The 18,820-nt window shown below is 41.2% G+C and carries 12 protein-coding genes and 1 riboswitch; of the genes, 8 read left to right on the top strand and 4 right to left on the bottom strand.

Annotated elements, in window-relative coordinates; translation table 11 throughout:
- Positions 1 to 143: 143 nt before the first annotated feature.
- Entirely contained in the window at positions 144 to 2,963 is a 2,820-nt protein-coding gene (locus MTF68_RS16015) for a hypothetical protein (protein ID WP_248463046.1), read from the top strand.
- Positions 2,964 to 3,047: 84 nt separating this feature from the next.
- Here MTF68_RS16015 and MTF68_RS16010 read toward each other — a convergent pair whose 3' ends face one another.
- Positions 3,048 to 4,193: a hypothetical protein gene (locus MTF68_RS16010; RefSeq protein ID WP_248463044.1), complete on the bottom strand. Its 1,146-nt coding sequence runs from the start codon at positions 4,191 to 4,193 to the stop codon at positions 3,048 to 3,050.
- A 48-nt stretch (positions 4,194 to 4,241) separates the two neighbouring features.
- Positions 4,242 to 5,375: a PepSY-associated TM helix domain-containing protein gene (locus MTF68_RS16005; RefSeq protein ID WP_024033989.1), complete on the bottom strand. Its 1,134-nt coding sequence runs from the start codon at positions 5,373 to 5,375 to the stop codon at positions 4,242 to 4,244.
- Between the two features lie 364 nt (positions 5,376 to 5,739).
- Between MTF68_RS16005 and MTF68_RS16000 the strand changes: the two genes are divergently transcribed.
- Entirely contained in the window at positions 5,740 to 6,354 is a 615-nt protein-coding gene (locus tag MTF68_RS16000; protein WP_248463043.1) for a PQ-loop domain-containing transporter, read from the top strand.
- Between the two features lie 72 nt (positions 6,355 to 6,426).
- Positions 6,427 to 7,215, top strand: coding sequence for a PhzF family phenazine biosynthesis protein (locus MTF68_RS15995; RefSeq protein ID WP_248463042.1), 789 nt, complete (start codon positions 6,427 to 6,429; stop codon positions 7,213 to 7,215).
- Positions 7,216 to 7,257: 42 nt separating this feature from the next.
- On the opposite strand, the gene MTF68_RS15990 is transcribed toward MTF68_RS15995, so the two are convergent.
- Complete coding sequence (locus MTF68_RS15990; protein ID WP_248463041.1) at positions 7,258 to 9,768, bottom strand: zinc-dependent metalloprotease; 2,511 nt, start codon at positions 9,766 to 9,768, stop codon at positions 7,258 to 7,260.
- 290 nt (positions 9,769 to 10,058) lie between these two features.
- Between MTF68_RS15990 and MTF68_RS15985 the strand changes: the two genes are divergently transcribed.
- From MTF68_RS15985 to MTF68_RS15965, 5 genes are all read left to right on the top strand, one after another.
- Entirely contained in the window at positions 10,059 to 11,243 is a 1,185-nt protein-coding gene (locus MTF68_RS15985) for an efflux RND transporter periplasmic adaptor subunit (protein WP_138611253.1), read from the top strand.
- Between the two features lie 11 nt (positions 11,244 to 11,254).
- Positions 11,255 to 14,395, top strand: a complete 3,141-nt coding sequence (locus MTF68_RS15980) for an efflux RND transporter permease subunit (protein ID WP_248463040.1) — start codon at positions 11,255 to 11,257, stop codon at positions 14,393 to 14,395.
- Between the two features lie 111 nt (positions 14,396 to 14,506).
- A riboswitch (cyclic di-GMP riboswitch) is annotated at positions 14,507 to 14,589 on the top strand.
- 95 nt (positions 14,590 to 14,684) lie between these two features.
- Positions 14,685 to 15,251 carry a chitin-binding protein gene (locus MTF68_RS15975; protein WP_154945255.1) on the top strand — a complete coding sequence of 189 codons (567 nt, stop codon included), beginning with the start codon at positions 14,685 to 14,687 and terminating at the stop codon, positions 15,249 to 15,251.
- A 161-nt stretch (positions 15,252 to 15,412) separates the two neighbouring features.
- Positions 15,413 to 17,488 carry a S9 family peptidase gene (locus tag MTF68_RS15970; protein ID WP_248463039.1) on the top strand — a complete coding sequence of 692 codons (2,076 nt, stop codon included), beginning with the start codon at positions 15,413 to 15,415 and terminating at the stop codon, positions 17,486 to 17,488.
- 60 nt (positions 17,489 to 17,548) lie between these two features.
- Positions 17,549 to 17,947 carry a hypothetical protein gene (locus tag MTF68_RS15965; protein ID WP_055255445.1) on the top strand — a complete coding sequence of 133 codons (399 nt, stop codon included), beginning with the start codon at positions 17,549 to 17,551 and terminating at the stop codon, positions 17,945 to 17,947.
- Positions 17,948 to 17,963: 16 nt separating this feature from the next.
- Here MTF68_RS15965 and MTF68_RS15960 read toward each other — a convergent pair whose 3' ends face one another.
- Entirely contained in the window at positions 17,964 to 18,719 is a 756-nt protein-coding gene (locus MTF68_RS15960; RefSeq protein WP_248463038.1) for a LytTR family DNA-binding domain-containing protein, read from the bottom strand.
- Between the last annotated feature and the right edge of the window lie 101 nt (positions 18,720 to 18,820).

Below are 18,820 nucleotides of genomic sequence, written 5' to 3'. Positions count from 1 at the left end.
TTGATTTTTCATGTAAAACAAGGCATTGCTTAATTTAAAAGCTTATAAATTATACACTTTCATAAGCTTTGTTACATTTTTTTACTGCAACATTAGTTGGTTTAATAATACTCTAAGTGGTATCAATCATTTAAAGGATTATTATGAAAAAATCACTCATCGCTGCCTCTTTGTTATTAGCCACACCTACCTTAGCTGCTGATTGGCAAACTATTCATACCGAGCACTTTAATGTGCATTACAGCACCGAAAACGCCGATTATGCTAAATCGACAGCGGTCGAACTTGAAATAGTACGCAGTAAAGTGCTTGAGCAGCAAAACCGAGCGCTTGATAAAGTAGTTGATGTGGTGGTGTTTGATCCCCTAAATGCGCCCAACGGCTTTGCTTTACCTACTTCTAATAATCCTTTAATGGCCCTTTTTACTACGCCCCCGCAATCAGACACGGTGATTTCTAATATTAGTGGCTGGCAGCAATTACTGATATTGCACGAATATATTCACTTAGTGCATTTAGCGCAGCCCACACGCAACACGTGGCAGCAAAGAATACGGGGTGTGTGGGATATTTACGACTTAACTTACAGTGATATGCCGCGCTGGGTAGCCGAAGGTTATGCAACCTTACTTGAGTCAAAAATGACGGGCCGAGGGCGACTATTTGATAACTACACTGAGTCAATGCTAATTGAGTTTGCCCAGCAGGGGGCATTGCCTAGCTATAGCCAGCTAAGCGATACAGAGGGCGGTTTTATGGCTGGCTCTATGGCGTATTTAATGGGCAGCCGGTTTTTAAATTGGCTAGAGCAAACTTATTCAGCGCAAATGCTCGATGCCGTTTGGACACGTATGCAGGCAGTTAAAAAGCGCGATTTTAACGAGGCCTTTACTGGGATATTTGGCCAAAGTGCGGCTAAGTTATATGGCCGCTTTATTGCACAATATACCTATAAAGCGATGGCAAAAGAGCAGTCAGAGCCTGCGCTTAACAGCGAGCTGTGGTTAAAGCTTAACTTATATGCAAGCAACCCTGCGCTTTCAAAAGATGGCAGTAAACTTGCGATTGTTGAGCGCGATAAAGATAAAAAAACCAAGCTTATTATTTATAGCACGCAGGATAATACTAAAGCTGAAGATGAATTTACAAAAGCACAAAAAGCGCTATTAGAAAACGATGCATTGGATATACCCGATAACGCCCCGAGTGTATTTAAACGTGAGAAAAAGCACGTATTAAATCAAATAAACAGAGCGGGAATTGCTAATCCACAATGGGTAAATAACAGTACACTTTACTTTAATGCTTATACACGTGAAGAGACGGGTATTTATAACAAAGTGTCTGATATTTTTAGTTATAACACCGAAACCGGAAAAGTTGAGCAGTTAACTAAACTTGCTGGTTTACGCCGCTTTAGTGTTACTAACAATGGAGAAACCCTTTACGCCGAGCAAGTACGTGGTGGCTACTCAGAATTAGTAAAAGTAGACTTAGCAACGCAAACCATTACCCCTTTATTTACTAAAAGCTTAAAAACAGCTTACGACTACCCAACTTTTAGCCCTGATGAAACCCAACTAGCTTATGTATCAGCCAATTTGAATGAGAATTGGCAATTGTATATACAAGATGTTGCCAATAATACTCGCCAAGCCGTGCCTATGCCAAACGGGTACCAATACCTAAGCCAACCCAGCTTTAGTAAAAACGGAGAAAAAATTTACTTTGTAGCCGGCTTAAAAGGCTCAACTGATATTTATAGCTACCATATTGCATGTAGCACATTAACTAAACTTACTCAGGGCCAAGAAGCCGTTGCCCACCCGCTAGAAACAAACGAAGGGGCATTACTTTATTTATCTATTACTGCTGATGGGCCTAATGTAAAGCAATTACCGAGTACGCTAGAGGGTGAAGTAATCACTGATTTAGCACTTGATAATAGCGCGCCACTGCTTTTAGTTGATCAGTACACTTTGCCTAAAGCAAAAATATATAGCGACAATGTAGGTAAACAAAGCAGCTACGATGTGCTTGAGCAGCATGCGAGTTTAGCGCTAGGCGCACAGTATTACTCGGCCGCTTCAAGTGCTTTAAATATAAATATTAAAAGTAGTGACTTACTTAAACAGTTAGACCTTCAAGCGGGCTATAGTGTTGATTTAAATGATGATGCTTTGCATGGCGGATACGCCCAGGCAAAATACAATGCACTGCCAGTTAAGCTTAAATTGAGTGTATTTGATTATGATTTAAATACCGCAAAACAATACCAAACGAGCGAAAATGCAGATGTATCTGCACGAGGTGGTTTTGCAGCCTTAAGTTACCCGATTAAATACGCGGCGTTTAGCATAACGCCAGAGCTGGCTTATAACTATACCGATTATAAGCAAGACTATAATAAATGGGCACGCATAGGCATTACACAAAGCTGGCAGTACGACCGCCAAGCATTTGCTATAGGGCAAAGTGTTAATGCCCAGTATTACGATGGCAGCAGTAAAAACAATAATTGGGATGGCTATGATTTAGCGGCCAAAGTATTTGGTAAAGCGTTTGATGTGCCGCTTTATATTAATTTTACTCAAAAGCAGCGCGAAGATAGCAGCTTAGCGCTAGGCGGATTTAGCTCAAACCTAATTAGCGAGCACCAAAATAGTGAGTTTGTGCTTTCATCAGAGCTGCCATTTTATAGCACAACTGCTGAGCGCTACATGGGTTATGGCGGTGGTTTTAGCTTTAAAGAAGGCATGCCATGGCTTTATTATAAACAGCACCAGGTAGATGATGCAGTATACGCACAAAGTTATGGTTTAAAGTATCAAGGCAAATTTAGCTTTGGATTAGGCCCAGTCGGTGTGAACGATTTAACCTTTAATATGGGATTATCCCGCGTAGAAGGCGATAGCTTTGAGGATGAAATGCGCGGCTGGTTTAGCTTTTACTACTCGCTTTAAGTAAATTGCTATAACACGCTAATGCACTTGTGTAATAAGTGCATTAGCAAAAGCCGCGTTTAAACTAATTTAAAATACCGATGGTTAATTGTGCTTGTTTAGCGACGCAAGCTTAGCTTGATATATGTTTAGTCTTTCTTTATTGCGCTCATACTGGATGGCTTTTTCAAGCAAGCTTTGTGTTTGCGCTGTGTTACCTTGTTGGTAGCGAATTTTAGCCAGCTCTAAATAGAGCTCCGATATATAAGGGGCTTTTGCAATGGCGAGTTCGAGTTGTTTTTTAGCTTGAGTGACCTTGCCCTGATGTAAGTTATTTTTAGCAATAACGAGTAGCTCGTAGGGATCTTTTTCTTTATCAACAAGCTGGCTTGTTAGGCGTTTTTCTAGTGTTTTATCTCCCAGCTCTTTTGCTAATATTCGATAGTTATTAATTAAATTTATACTTATATCGTTTCTATCAAGCGCGGTTTGGTAAATCATGTGAGCGCTTTTTAAATCGCCTGCACGGCGGTGCAGCACGCCGGCTATATTAAACAGTTCTGCATCGTTTGGGGTAAAGCGGTTGGCTTGCATAATTAAAGAGTAAGCCTTATTAAGATTGTTTTCGGCTAGTGCCGTGGCCGCTAAGTTGCTATAAAAATTAGAGAGTAAATCGTTATACGTAGCGCTGCCTGAATAAAAGCTGCCGCGGGTGGGGAAGTAATCAATTAACGTGCCTGCGCGAATTATTACAATAATATCTTCATCTGTTTCTTTTTTTGGGGCGTAAATTTTCGTTCTAAAGTGGTTAGCAACATAAATTACATTGCCTTCTTTGGCATACACAGGTTCGCTCGTCATTTCTTGAAAGCTGGTTTCGAGATTTAAAAGCTGCGCATAGCTTTGCGTAAGTATGGCTAAACTAATGCAGTTACCTTCTGAGCGTTCAATCGCTTGTTGGGCTGTGAGGGTGGCGCCATCATACTTAAAGTTGGTGAGCTGGTTTTGCAGGTAATTAAAAATAATTTCATCAGCGCGTACATTGTTTAAACGCGAGTGTGCGTAGGCTAAAAATGCGCTTTTTTCAGGCTCCGACAGCTCAAAAATACTGTGCTCGCTAGGTGTTTTAACCTGCTCGAAAAGCGAGTGATTTATTATATGGGTAAGTTGTACTTTTTTAATTGGCGCTTCGGGCGGGGTGCTACTGCAAGCAGTTAGCAATAAACTAAGTGTAAAAACTAAATATTTCATATATCACCTCACTGTGATTTTTAACATTACAGTGAGGTGGTTTTTTAATCAAGCACTTACAGTGCGGTGTTTACTTAAGCGGTTTTTTTGAGACTGTTTTTTACGCTTACGGCGAGTAAACCATAAATAAAAGCCAGTACCGCCAAGCCAAACAGGGCTTAAACCAATAACACACCAAATTATTTTACTAATGAGCCCTGCAAAATAACCAAAGTGTAGTTTTCTAAAGCTATCAATTACTTGCCAACCTACACCCACTTCGCGAATGTCCCAGTTAGCCATATGCTCGCCCGTTAGCTTATTATAAGTCACGGTATTGGCATATTCACTGGCAAGCGGGTTGCTGGTATCAACCTCACCAAATAACGTTATGTTTTCGTCTGGCTCAAGCGGCATTACTAAAAACGTACCATTAAAGGTGGGTATTTGCTTTTGGCTGTCATCAAGTACGTGCTGAAAAGAAATCTCTTCATTGTATAAATTTTTAGTTAATACAAAGTGCTCTTCTTCTGCGTGTTCAATTACTTCGTGATACCACACCGCACCATTAAAGTAGCCGCCGGTGATGGCTAAAATTATAATAATTGGCGAGCCAATTACGCCGGTCATTTTATGAATGTCGCTAAGTACTATTTGCAATGTGGCGCGCCAGCGTACACTAAATAACCGCTGCCAAAACTTACGATAAATAATAAGACCTGTAATACCCAGTACTAAAAAAAACACCGCAAAAAAGAACCCTAAAACAGTGCCAGTTTGCCCTGGTAAGCTTTTTAAATCGTTAAGTAAAAAGGTGTAATGTAAGTCTAAAAACCAGTCGGTAAAGTAATGGCTAGTGCCTACTGGCTCCGATAAAATATTGCCCGTGTATTGATCTAAATGAAATTTATACCAGTCCTCTGTACCGCGTTTAATTAAATAAACCCGATCAGCAGTATCATCGTTAAATATTTCCCAGCTACCAACAACATACTCAGGGTAGGTTTTTTGAGTTTTTGTTATAAGTGTATCAATAGGTAAGCGGTTGGCTTGTTGTTGTACAACAAAGTGACTGTCTGGCATTAATAAGCCGTCAATCTCGCTTTTAAATACCAAAACGCTACCAGTTATACTGATAACAAGCAGCGGAATAAGCGCTATAAGGGCTACCCAGCTGTGAATTTTAAAAAGTGTTTTTCTCATAGTTTATTTTTTGTGTAATTGCCACGGACCTGCGTATGATAACAATTATCAGTTCTATTTCATAGTTGTGCGATGAATGCACAATAATTGTTTTAGAGCGAGCCGATCTCTAGAGTAAAATGCGTTTAAACTGAGGTGTAAGGTTGGTAACTTTTAAATGCAAAGAGGCTCTGGTGTTCACTTAAAGTAACGCTTTTTGTACAGCTATCTTGCCAGTGCCTAATATAGGTTTACGCTAATTTGTTGAGTAAAATGTATTCATCATTACAATGCGCGCTCACTTTAAAACCCTTTTAAAAACATATGTTTATTTATTGTTTCAAGCGGGTTTTATATTAACATTTAAGTAACGAGCGAGGTTGTTTTGGCGCACTATCTACCTATTTTGTCGGCTTTTATTTTAGTTTTTAGCTTTTTTCCGCTATTGAGCAAAATTAGAAAGAATCGCAGTGTGTCGGGGTTATCACTATTAATGATGACCTTTGGTTTAGCACAAAGCCTCTACTTTATTACCTACAATATTTATTTTGAACGCTACTTTATTGCTTTACCATTTTTTGTAACTGGGGCGCTAAGTGGTTTAATTTTATATTACTTTGCACGCTATAACGCCGCAAAAGCTGAACGTATACAGCTTGTGGCTATGCTTGGCTTTTCGTTATTACCTTTTTTATTGCTGTTAAATAAAAGCTTAGAAACATCATCGGTGCTCAACGCCCTTACATACGTAGGGCTAGTAATGAGCTCAGTGCGGGTTATGCCGCAAACGTATAAAACCTTACGCAGTGGTAATATTAGCAATTTAAGCGCCCGCTACTTTAGCTTGCAGTTTGTAGCAGGTACTTGTGGCTTATTTGTAGAGCTAAGCAGTGCTATGCCCAGCACCTCGCATATTTTAATGTTTGTTATGCTACTACTTACAAATGCCGTGCAATTTGCATGTATGCAATATTATAAAATGCGCCCCGCAATGGCTTAACTATAAAATTAATAGTGATTATTTAATGGCTATGTGGCAGGTTTAAACTCTAATTAATTTAGGGGTTAACCTATGCAACTCACCATCCATCAAATTGATGCATTTACAAGCGAGTTATTTAAAGGCAATTACGCGGCTGTGATCCCGCTTGAGTCGTGGCTTAGTGATGAGTTAATGCTTAATATTGGCGCTGAAAATAATGTTTCTGAAACTGCGTTTACTTGCCCTCAGGCAGATGGCAGTTTTGCAATACGGTGGTTTTCGCCATTAATGGAAATAGATTTTTGCGGCCACGCTACGCTCGCTGCTGCGTATGTTTTATGCGAGCAGCACAACCTTAGCCAAGTGCGCTTTAACGCCGCGGCTGTAGGGGAGCTTATTGTTAATAAAAATAGCGATGGTAGTTTTGCTATGACCTTTCCTAAACAAGCGCCAGATGAAGTACAAACTATACCTGATGCGTTGTTGAAAGGGTTATCTATACAACCAATTAAGGTGCTTAAAAACCGTCAAGCATATTTTGCTATATACGAAAATGCTCAACAAATTCATGATTTAACCACTGAGTCTGATTTGTTAAAAACCTTATATCCACTAGATGTGGTCGCGACAGCGAGTTCTGCTGAGTACGATATTGTGTCTCGTTATTTTTGGCCAGCAAGTGGTGGCGAAGAAGACTTTGTTACGGGCTCTATTCATACCGGCCTTGCCCCTTACTGGGCGCAGCAATTAGGTAAAAATAAATTAAACGCGTATCAGGCTTCAAGCCGTGGTGGTTTTATACAATGCGAAGTAGGCGAAAATACAGTGACCTTAACCGGTAACGCAGTGCGGTATTTAAAAGGCACAATTTATTTATAAATAAACAGGCCACGTATTACGTGGCCTGTTTGATTTAGTTAATTAAGCTTCTAACGCTTTAGCAATTAAGTGATCAATATACTTTTTATGCGCTTTAGTTGCTGTATCGGCTCCCCATCCTATGCTTGTATCAGCTATTTGTGTTAACTGATAGAGCGCGGCAGTTTTTGCCAAATTGTCGTGTTTACTGGCTTTGCCTAGGCCTGCAATAGCAATAAGCTGATTTACATACTCTATTTGTAAATTGCGGCTAATAGACGTGCTCTCTTTGCTATCAACAAAAATACTGGCAGTTAGGTCGTCCATAAATTGCGTTAGGCTATATTCGTTACCGTACAACGCGGTGTCTGAAATACGCAGCATAACAGCAGGGTGCAGCAATTGCGCAAGTACTGTTTTTTGCATGCCTAAAATCATTTTGTGCGCTTTAGGGTCTTCATTTTTACTATAATGGCTAAAGCCGCGACGTTGTTGCTGTAAATAGTTATACAGTGGTTGCATGCTAGTGAGTACATCTGGCGCAAATACATATTTAGCAAGTATGTTCATTGCTTGTGTTTGGCGCTCAAGCGGTACTGGGGTAAAGGGTTTATCAGCATGCTTGTCGCCCACAACTGCACGTTCAACATATACGCCACCTATTTGGCGAGAAACAATGCCCGCTTGCGAGCGGTATTGGCCAAATAAACTATTAGCTGAGGTAACCAGTTGTTGGTAAGACTCACCTTTTACTGTGGCTTTCTCTTTTAGCTCAGTAAATAACTTATTAATTAGCGCCATACGGTCGGCGCCATAGGCTGCAGGGTTTGATGAAAGGTCGCCTATCATTACGCGTGGGTCTATATGGCGACCCGGTGCGCGCATGTCGTCGGCATCGTTACCAAAGGCAAGCGCATGCTCGCTAGAGCGCGCTAATATTGTATTTAGGCGTGCGCGCTCTGCGGCTTCATCTTCAAGGGCTGTGCTGTAGCCATAGTTTATAGCCCAGTCGTCATAAGGGCCTGGTTTGGTTTGAAAAATATCGCCTTGCTGTACACCAATGGGGGCTATGTTGGCCGGCGCATAATCCATCACTGAGCCTGTAACTATGCCTTGGGTTTTGGTTTTATCATGAACCTCTTTTTCATCCCACAAAATAGACGATTTCATATTGTGGTTTAAGCCTAGTGTATGGCCTACTTCATGAAGAATTAACTGAGTTAAACCTTGGCGAATCATTTCATTGTCATCAATCGAGGCACCTGTTGCTAAACCTTTAGCAAGTAATAGGTTTTGTTGAATTTCATGGCCTAGTGAACAATTTAAATCGCCACTTGTGTGCAGGTTTTCGCCGTGGCTCATTGTGCCTTGTGTGTAAAGCGTGTCGTAAATCCAGCGGTTTTTCATAAACACAAACTCAAGCATAATGTCTGAGCCAAGTATTTCACCGGTTAGCGGGTTGGCAAGAGCCGGCCCGTAGCCACCAAATGGCGGTTTAGGTGATGAAGTCCAACGTAATACGTTGTAGTTAATATCACCAGCATCCCAGGTTGCGTCATCGGGTTGTACTTTAACTTCTAGTGCGTTTTTAAAACCGGCTTTTTCAAAAGCGCTATTCCAGGTAAGTACGGCATCGCGTATTGTGTCGCGCCACTCTACTGGGGTGGTATTTTCTATCCACCAGGTAATTGGCTTTACTGGCTCAGAAAGCTCAGCACTAGGGTTTTTCTTTTGTAGGTCCCAGCGTTTAATAACATCTTCATATGGTGCCCAATCGGTCGAGGTCATTAGATCAAATTGATTGGTGAAATAGCCTATGCGCGCGTCATCTTTACGTGGTTTATAGTCGTTTTTTGGTAATGCAACAAAAGAGTGCTGCACCTTTACAGAGACATTGCGCGGGTCGCTTACTGCGCTTGTACCTCGCACGGTGGGGCTGGCATTACTAAATACGTAATCTACAACCACATCTAAGTTATTTGGGTAAGGACGCTGCTTAACAATACGCGACTTTTTACTGTTTAATTTACCTACTTTAAAGCGATTTTTAGCTTTTTTATCGGCTGGGTTTGGCGTTGGCGATACCTTGTGTAGCGCCTCACTTAAAAATAGCTTGTTGACCTTAAAGGCTATTTTTCCTTGCTCTTCTTTTTCTATTTTAATGCTGGCTAAAACGGCTTCGCTAATATTGGCATTGCTTGCTTTGGCAATGGCACTGTTTTGATCAAATTTATAGCGAGGGGTTTTGCTAACTATATCTATGCGGTCAAAGTATTTTCTAAACTCAATAAGCTTGGTTTCTCTATAGGCACCGCGATAATGCCCAGCATCAGTGACACCGTCGACTGTATGAGCAAAGTATACAAAAGGGGTATTAAGCTGCGATTCGGTGATCACCATTAAGTGCTCACCGGTTTTTGGATCTTGGTATAAATTAAAAATACCTGAAAATTCGGTTTGTCCTTCGACCATTTCGCTTAGGGTTTGTGGTTTTTTGTCTTCTTTTTTATCGCTAGCCAATGCGTGGCCGCTAAGCGCTACACTAAGTGTTAGCGCAAGGGTTGTTAATTTCATTGTAATAATCTTTTTCGCTGTTATTTATTTAGTGTGACTGTACGTAAATTAAAATTTGTTCGCACATCTTCTCGATGAAATAATAGCCTAAACCTGTAATTTATTGATTTTAAATAGTAAAAGTTTGTAACAAAATATAATAAATGCGATGAATAGCAGGTGTTTGTTAACGGGTACAGAGCTATATTTAGTTCCCAATTTGATTTGTAACAGTTGCTTACAAATGTCAGGTTAATGTTTTATTGCGCTCTGTTATTATAGTGTTAGTAGAAATATGAGGTAATTAGGATATGCAATCAAATTCACTGAGATGGGTGTTCCCATTTGTAGCATTAGCCATTGGTGTAGTGGGCTTTATGGGAATAAATGCTATTGCACAAGAAGATCAAAGTAACACAGCAGTAGATACACGCCCCACCGTGCAAGTTGAGCCTGTAGAAGCTAATAATCATCAAGTAATAATAAACAGCTATGGCGAAATAAAACCATTAGAAAATACGCAGTTGGCGGCGCAGGTGTCGGGCGAAGTAATTAGCTGGCACCCTAACTTTGTAGCGGGTGGCGTGGTTTCTCGTGGCGATACACTTATTAGCATTGAAAAAGACAACTACGAAGCAGCCGTATTGGTAGCCGAAGCCGATTTAGCGCGTGCCAAAGCGGCCTTAATTGAAGAGCAAGCGCAGGCAAAAGTAGCCGAAGACGAAGCAAAGCGTTTTCCGAGTAAGGCACGTACCGACTTGTTTTTACGTAAACCGCAGGTGCTAAGCGCCCAAGCAGCGGTTAAATCGGCGCAAGCCGCATTAAAAAGAGCGCAACGCGATTTAGAAAACTGCGATATAAAAGCACCTTACGATGCGCTTGTTATAAGTCGTAATGTGGGGGTAGGCCAGTTTGTGGCTATGGGCGCACAAGTGGCCGATTTAAATAATATAGAAACAGCAGAGGTTATTATTCCTATTGCTGGTTTTGATAGCGTATTTTTACCGGAGCGAATTAAGGGCATTAAGGCCACTATTATTCAAAAAGGTTTAAACAGTTTTACACGTGAAGGCGTGATTGACCGCGACCTAGGTATTGTAGATAACGCGACGCGCATGAGCAGCTTAGTGGTACGTATTGAAGACCCATACGGCTTAAAAACACAGCAACCGGCTATTAAATTTGGCAGCTACGTGCAGGTTAATTTTGCAGGCGCCATGCTTAATAATATTTACCGTTTGCCGCAATCATTAGTTAATAACCAAACGGTGTGGATAGTTAACGAAAACCAAGAGCTTGAACCGCGCAAAGTAACCGTAGTGAGAGAAGAAGGCGAGTACTTTTATATTAGCAGCGGACTTAACGCCGATGATAAATTGGTTACCACGTTACCTGAGTACCCACAAAAAGGCATGCAGGTTAAAGTGGCTGGCATGGGCGAGCCAAGTAACGCTAATACAAACACCGAAAGTAGCGCTGATGCGCAACAGTTGTAAGGTGTAAATTAATGAGCGAATCAATTGAAAAAAAACAAACAGGGTTAATAGCTTATTTTGCTAAAAACTCTGTTGCAGCCAACCTAATGATGGTTTTTATCATCATCATGGGGATTATTAGCTACTTAACCATTCAGCGCCAAATGTTTCCTAATGTAGAAATTAACTACATTAATGTTGAGGCAAATTACCCCGGTGCCTCACCACAAGAAATTGAAGAAAGCATTCTTATAAAAATTGAAGAATCACTAAAGGATGTGACCGAAATTAAAAAGGGCGTGTACCGCGCCTTTAGAAATGGCGGTAGAGCAAGCCTTGAAATTAACACCGATGCAGAGCTTACCGATGTACTTGATAAGGTAAAGCTGCGTGTTGATGGTATTGCAACCTTTCCTGCGGGTATGGAACCGGTCACCATAAGTCAGATTGAGTTTAGGCAAGATGTTATAGGGATGACCTTAGTTGCCGATTTGCCGCTGACCGAACTCAAACCAATTGCCAATCAAATTGAAGATGAGCTATTACAGCTATCAAACGTGTCGTTGGTAGAAAACGATGTGCCGCTTGATGAAATTGCCATTGAAATCGAGCCAGACACTTTGCGCCAATACAACTTAACCCTAAGCGATGTAATGACCGCTGTGCGTAATTACTCTGCTAATTTTTCGGCGGGGCAACTAACAACAGATGCGGGGATTATTTCTGTGCGGGTTGAAAACCAGTATTACTCTGGCGATGAGTTTAGACAAATTCCGGTAAAAATAGGCGAATACGGCGCTAAAGTATTGTTGCAAGACATTGCTGTTATTAAAGACCAATTTACCGAAGGCGAGCGCTACTTTAAATTTAATGGCGAAAACGCGGTGTATATGTCGGTAAAGGCAACGCAAGATCAAAACATGATCCCCGTTGCCGATTCGGTTAAAGCATTTATTGAGCAAAAAAATACCCAGCTGCCACCGGGCGTTAGGTTAGAGCCATTAATGGACATGACGTACTACCTAAATGCGCGCCTTGATATGATGAAAGCTAACTTGTTTCAAGGGGCAATATTAGTCGCTATTATGCTTTCGTTATTCTTGCGCTTTAAATTAGCGCTTTGGGTAATGATTGGCTTACCAGTGTGCTTTTTAGGCGCCATGATGCTAATGCCTTTATTTGGTATAAGCATTAATATTATTTCGTTGTTTGCTTTTATTATGGTGCTCGGGATTGTGGTAGATGACGCCATAGTAATAGGAGAGGCCGCCTATACTGAGGTTGAAAAAAGCGGAGGCGGAGTTGAAAACGTCGTCCGTGGTGCTAACCGTGTAGCAACCCCTGCTACATTTGGTGTACTAACGACCATTGCGGTGTTTGCCCCGTTTACACTTTCAAGCGGGCCAGAAAGCGCCTTCTTTTACGGTATTGCTGTAGTAGTTATGCTGTGTTTAGTATTTAGCTTAGTTGAATCAAAACTTATTTTACCGGCGCACATTGCCCACACGCACTTTTCACCTATTAAAAAAGGGGGCTGGCGCGATAGGTTTAATACCCGCTTTTTTGGCTTTGTAAATGGCCCTTATAAGCGTTTTATATCGCGTTGTGTAGATTGGCGTTGGACAGTATTGTTTGGCTTTATTGCTATGTTTTTTATAAGCATTGCGCTGATCACATCAAATAAAGTACGCACTGTACCCACTCCAAAAGTGCCGCATGATTTTCCGCAAATTCATATAGAAATGAACGACAATGTGTCTGACTTACAAACTATTGCAGCTATTCGTGAAGTAGAAGCCATGGTGTTAAGAGTTGATGAAGAAACAGAGCGTGAATTTGGCCAAAAAATAATTCGTGATGTACTGGTATTTAACCAAGGCAGAACGGAGTCTCAGTTACTTGCGCCGTTGGTTGATGAAGATTTACGCCCTTATAACGCGTTTGAACTTTCGCGCCGCTGGCGAGAAGCTATGCCAACCATTGCCGGTATTAAATCACTCACTATTGAAGATGATGTTGGCGGCGGTGGCGGCACCGGCGAAGGCGAATTTGGTTATTTACTGTTTGGCTCTGATATAGAAACGCTTAATGCGGCAGGCCGTCGTTTTATTCAGCTATTGCAGCAACAAAAAGGCTTGTTTGATATAAGCTCAACCATTGACCCTGCTAGCAAAGAAGTGCAAATGAGCTTAAAACCTGTAGCTTACGATTTAGGGCTCGACCTTGCTAACATTGCAAATCAAGTAGGCGCTAGTTTTTATGGTGGCGAAGCACAGCGTGTAATACGTAACGGCGAAGAAGTAAGAGTAATGGTACGTTACCCTAAACTGACTCGCGAAGCGTTTTCATCGCTAAAACACACTGTAGTTACTACACCGCAAGGGCGTGAAGTACTTTTAGGTGATGTGGTTGAATTAACCGAAACGCCGGGTATTAGCTATATTCGCCGTGAGGGCGGTTATCGTACTGTTTATGTGTACGGCAGTATTGATGAAGAAGCTATAGAGCCTGGCGAAGTGGTTTCGCAAGTAAAAGAAAACTTACTGCCGCAACTTAAAGAAGAATACCCAAGTGTAAAATCAGAGCTAGGTGGCGCAATAGAAGAGCAACAAGCGCAAGCTAATGAGCAGCTGCTGTTTTTTGTAGGCGGCATGATTTTAGTTTATATATTGCTTGCTGTACCACTTAAAAGTTATGCCCAGCCGCTTATTGTTATGTCGGTTATTCCGTTTAGTTTAACGGGGGCTATTTGGGGACACTTTTGGTTTGATTTAGACATTAGCTTAATGTCGGGCTTTGGTTTAATAGCCGCGGCTGGCGTTGTAATAAACGACTCGCTGGTAATGACCGACTACGTAAACCAAGTACGCCGAGAGGGTGTAAGCGTTAAAAACGCGGTAATAGAAGCCGGTTGTGCACGCTTTAGGGCAATATTATTAACCTCTATTACAACCTTTGCAGGGGTTCTGCCTATAATGTTTGAAACCAGCTTACAAGCTAAGTTTGTAATCCCTATGGCAGTAGCGCTAGGCTTTGCGGTAATGTTTGCAACACTAATCACCCTTATATTGGTGCCGTGCTTGTACATTATTTTAGGCGATATTGGCGGCGTGTTTAAAATGGCTTTTCGAAAAGTATTTAGGCGAAAAGCCCCTATAAACCAAACCTCTTAAACTATTAAAAGCCAACTTTAACAAGTTGGCTTTTTAGTTATTTAGGGTTATATAAAAATCTCGGTTACATTCTTTTGTTTGAATAAGCTTTGCGCACGTTTTATAATCACTTTTTTCTGTTGGCAAATTAGTCGAAAGGCTAAGACGCAAAGTTTCCGGTCTAAGGTGTAAACTACGATAGCGGGGCTGCTGCATAATTTTTATACGGTATTGCTTGCCCTCAGTCTCGTTTTTGTGTATCCATATGATATGGATAAAATTTTGTGACTCTTAAGGTGTTACTGTGTTTATGCATACGTCGTTGGCCTGTGGAAAATGGTCAACTATAGGTTGTTTAAACCATCATACTCAATTATTCATTGGGGATGTGGTTAGTGTAACCTTTTCAGACATGCAAGGAGTGCTTGTTGATTTATCGTTTGATTATAAAATTACCTCTTTAGAACAAGGTGAGCCTCATGCTTGGCCACGCTTAGTTGCTGAGTATATAAACGTGCATGTGCCCCTGGTAAGTGCAGGTAGAATGACTAAGCAAGGGTTGGTGGTTGGCTATCGAGATAACGAAATATTTGCCCTAGAAAGTAGCGGTATTAATAAGGCAAAGGTTGATTTTCATTGCATTGCAAAGTGCGATACCCCCGCTAAGTGCACCAACCAAGCATATGATTTTGTATACCCTAATGGGGGTGAGCAATACAACGCGGGGACTCGCGTACTGCAGCCTAAAACAGGTTATATATACCAATGTAAGGCATGGCCATTTAGCCAATTTTGCAGAACCAATAATGATAAAGACCCAAGCTTTGAACCTGGTATCGGAAAAAGCTGGGCAATGGCCTGGATTAAGCTCTCTTAACGCTTTTAAAATAAAAACCATCTTCCCATGGGTGTAATGACAAGAATAAAATTGCAGTAATTTTAAAATTTGGACTTATACCTCAAGCCCACTCTCTATGAGTGGGCTTTTTTATTTTTATGATAAACTGCCTGCATTGTTATTTTTTATACGGTTTTGTTGTGTCTTTAAGTGAATTTTCTTCTCAATCATTAGCTCGTTTTCCAGTTGCTAAAAAGCAACCTCATCAATTAACTATGCACAATAAAACGCGCACCGATAACTACTACTGGATGCGCGATGATGAGCGCGAAAACCCAGAAATACTCGCCCATTTAGCGGCCGAAAATACATACTGCGATGAGCAACTAGCCGCAATAAAGCCACTTCAAAACAGTATTTTTGAAGAACTAAAAGGGCGCATCGTAAAAGATGACAACACGGTGCCGGTTAAAGATGGCAAGTACTGGTATCACTCAGAGGTACGTGGTGACGATGAGTATTCGCGCCATTACAGAAGCACAAGTATTAACACCGATAACAAGCAGTTACTTCTTGATGTGAATGCTTTAGCTCAAAACCATGAATTTTACGAACTAGGTGAAGTCGCGCTAAGCCCATGCGAGCAATTAATGGCATACAGCGAAGACACCGAAGGGCGCAGAATTTACAGCGTACATTTTAAAAACCTGCAAACAGGTGAAATGCTCAGCGATGTTTTAGAAAACACCGAAGGGCAAATTGTTTGGGCTAACGACAATAAAACCGTATTTTACGTTAAAAAAGACTTACAAACGTTACTGGGTTTTCAGGTGTTTAGGCATGAACTAGGCACAGCGCAAAGCCAAGATGTTATGGTGTATGAAGAGCACGATAAAAGCTTTTTTATGGGCTTGGGTAAAAGCCGTGACGAGAGCCTTATTATTATAGATTTGGCCACCACCGAAACAAACGATACCTGGGTGCTCGATGCCAATAACCCGCAAGGAGAATTTAACGCATTACTACCGCGCGAAGAAGGGCATGAGTTTGATATAGATAAACACGGTGATACTTATTACATAGTAACCAACTGGCAAGCTAAAAACTTCAGACTGATGACGGCAACAAGCGAAACGATTGCAGATAAAACGCAGTGGCAAGAGCACACCGCGCACCGTGAGCATGTATTGCTTGAAGGCGTAGAGATATTTGACGACTTTTTAGTATTAACTGAGCGCGAGCAAGGTCAAGCTCGCTTTGTTGTTATTAACCATGCTCAAGAGCGCATGGCGCTTGAATTTAGCGACCCATGTTACTATGCCGCTGTGGCGATGAACCCCGAGCCACAGGCACGTTCGGTACGTATTTATTATTCAAGCCTAACCACGCCTGGAACGTTGTACGATGTTGATTTAGCCACAGGCAAAAAAACATTGTTAAAACAGCAGCAAGTACTGGGCGGGTTTGATAGTGCACTTTATGCCTCTGAGCGCTTATTCGTGACAGCACGCGATGGCGTGCAAGTACCTGTTTCATTAGTTTATAGAAAAGACACCTTTACCAAAGATGGCACTAACCCGCTGTTTCAATATGGCTATGGTGCATATGGTTACACGATAGATCCGAGCTTTTCGAGTACCTCATTGAGTTTGCTAGATCGCGGTTTTGTGTATGCGATTGCACATGTAAGAGGCTCCGAAATGCTAGGACGCCATTGGTACGAGCAAGGTAAAAAAGAGCATAAACAAAATAGCTTTAGCGACTTTATTGATATTACAAAGGCTCTTGTAGAGCAAGGCTACGGTGATAAAAACAAAGTATTTGCCTCTGGCGGCAGTGCAGGTGGTTTGTTAATGGGCGCTGTATTAAACCAAGCGCCAGAGCTTTACTTAGGTGTAGGGTGTCATGTGCCATTTTTAGATGTGTTAACCACCATGCTAGATGAAAGTATTCCACTTACCACTAACGAGTATGATGAATGGGGCAACCCAAACGATGAGCACTTTTATGATGTAATAGCCGCCTACTCACCGTACGATAATATTAGCGCCCAAGATTACCCGCACATTTTAGTCACCACAGGCCTGCACGACTCTCAAGTACAATATTGGGAGCCTATGAAGTGGGTAGCAAAAATGCGAGAACTCAAAACCGATAACAATATACTGGTATTTAAAACCGACATGGATGCTGGGCATGGCGGCGCATCTGGGCGTTTTAAAAGCCTTGAAGAAAAAGCCCTCGAAATGGCCTTTTTTATCGCGCTTATAAATTAACTGCAAAATACGCAAAATGTATTAAGCTTTAATGAAGCACTGATATATAAAAGGTTATTTATGTTTGGAGCACATGGAGAGTTTTATATTTGCTCTCAGCCACCTACCATGTATTTAAAGCTAATGGGTAGTTTTAATAATGAAGGAATTACTTTACTAACGAATGGCGTGGTGAACGAACTAAGTATGCACCCCAAAGGCGCGGTAAAGTGTGTTGTGGTTAATTTAGAAGAATTTGAGTTAATAACTGTAGATAGCATGGACTCGTTAGAGGCGTACTTTGCCAGCGTAAAAGAGCGTGGCTACGAACGCGTAGATTACTTATATGCAAACATTATTGCTAAAAATATGTTCGAGAAGGTCTGGAGCAACAGCGATATTGAAGTTAACTTTTATAAAGACTCAGAAAGCTACCTACATCATCACCCAGACGATGAATACATTAAAACCTACTGGTAAATAGAATTACAAGCCCCTATGCTACGGGGCTTATAATGCTTTCTAAGCAGTTTTTGTACCTTCTTGATAAATTTAACGAGATATTGTTTTTAAGCTTCACTTTATAGTCGCCGCTGTCTGTTGGCATAAGCTCTTTTATGGCATGTTTTCTAACAAGCGTGGAGCGGTGAATACGTATAAAACCTTCAGGCTCTAGCTGTTGCTCAATGTTTTTCATGGTTTCACGGTGTAAAACGGGGGCGCCGTTACCATTAAAGTGCAGCTCTACATAATTACCCGCACCGTTTATCCATACAATATCGTTAATATCTATTAAACGTACCTTACCTACATCTTTAACAACAATATGTGCAGCAATGGGTTGCTCGTTTTCAGATGCGGCTTTAAACAAGCGCTCGGCTTGTGTGGCTAATGGGCATAAATGAATAAGCTTATCGAAGCATTTTTCAAGCCTTGAAGCGGTTGCATCGACGGTTAAAAAATCGACTGCGCCGACTTCAAACGCAAAATTAGCAAATTCAGCCGACCTAGCAATCACCACCACTTTCATTGTTTTAGCCAATTCAGTTAGGTGCACTATTTGAGTAGGATCATTTAAATTAGATAATTCGTAAAAAAGCACATTAAAACGAGAGGTATCTATTTGATCTAAACGCTGCTCGGGCAGTTGTGTTTGCGAATCAAAGTGACGGTGAGCTTGCACCTGCTGAGTTAAGAATGTTGCAAATTTGCTCGTGCTAACTCTAATTAGTGCATGAAAGTAAGTAATCATAAAAAAATCCATCTCTAGAGTGTGTAGTTATAAAGACCGTGTATTTAATAAAAAATGTTAAAAAAAATTTAATCTAATTTATAACAATCTGGGATAAGTAC

The sequence above is a fragment of the Pseudoalteromonas sp. 2CM37A genome, assembly GCF_023161885.1.
GTDB lineage: Bacteria > Pseudomonadota > Gammaproteobacteria > Enterobacterales > Alteromonadaceae > Pseudoalteromonas > Pseudoalteromonas atlantica.
Note: the sequence above shows the minus strand (reverse complement) of the source record. Positions and strands in the feature narration are given on the sequence as shown.

Bases quoted from the DNA above. Each gene is read 5' to 3' on its own strand.
- MTF68_RS16015 (WP_248463046.1), top strand. From the start codon at position 144: ATGAAAAAATCACTCATCGCTGCCTCTTTGTTATTAGCCACACCTACC.
- MTF68_RS16010 (WP_248463044.1), bottom strand. From the start codon at position 4,193: ATGAAATATTTAGTTTTTACACTTAGTTTATTGCTAACTGCTTGCAGT.
- MTF68_RS16005 (WP_024033989.1), bottom strand. From the start codon at position 5,375: ATGAGAAAAACACTTTTTAAAATTCACAGCTGGGTAGCCCTTATAGCG.
- MTF68_RS15995 (WP_248463042.1), top strand. From the start codon at position 6,427: ATGCAACTCACCATCCATCAAATTGATGCATTTACAAGCGAGTTATTT.
- MTF68_RS15990 (WP_248463041.1), bottom strand. From the start codon at position 9,768: ATGAAATTAACAACCCTTGCGCTAACACTTAGTGTAGCGCTTAGCGGC.
- MTF68_RS15985 (WP_138611253.1), top strand. From the start codon at position 10,059: ATGCAATCAAATTCACTGAGATGGGTGTTCCCATTTGTAGCATTAGCC.
- MTF68_RS15980 (WP_248463040.1), top strand. From the start codon at position 11,255: ATGAGCGAATCAATTGAAAAAAAACAAACAGGGTTAATAGCTTATTTT.
- MTF68_RS15975 (WP_154945255.1), top strand. From the start codon at position 14,685: ATGCATACGTCGTTGGCCTGTGGAAAATGGTCAACTATAGGTTGTTTA.
- MTF68_RS15965 (WP_055255445.1), top strand. From the start codon at position 17,549: ATGTTTGGAGCACATGGAGAGTTTTATATTTGCTCTCAGCCACCTACC.
- MTF68_RS15960 (WP_248463038.1), bottom strand. From the start codon at position 18,719: ATGATTACTTACTTTCATGCACTAATTAGAGTTAGCACGAGCAAATTT.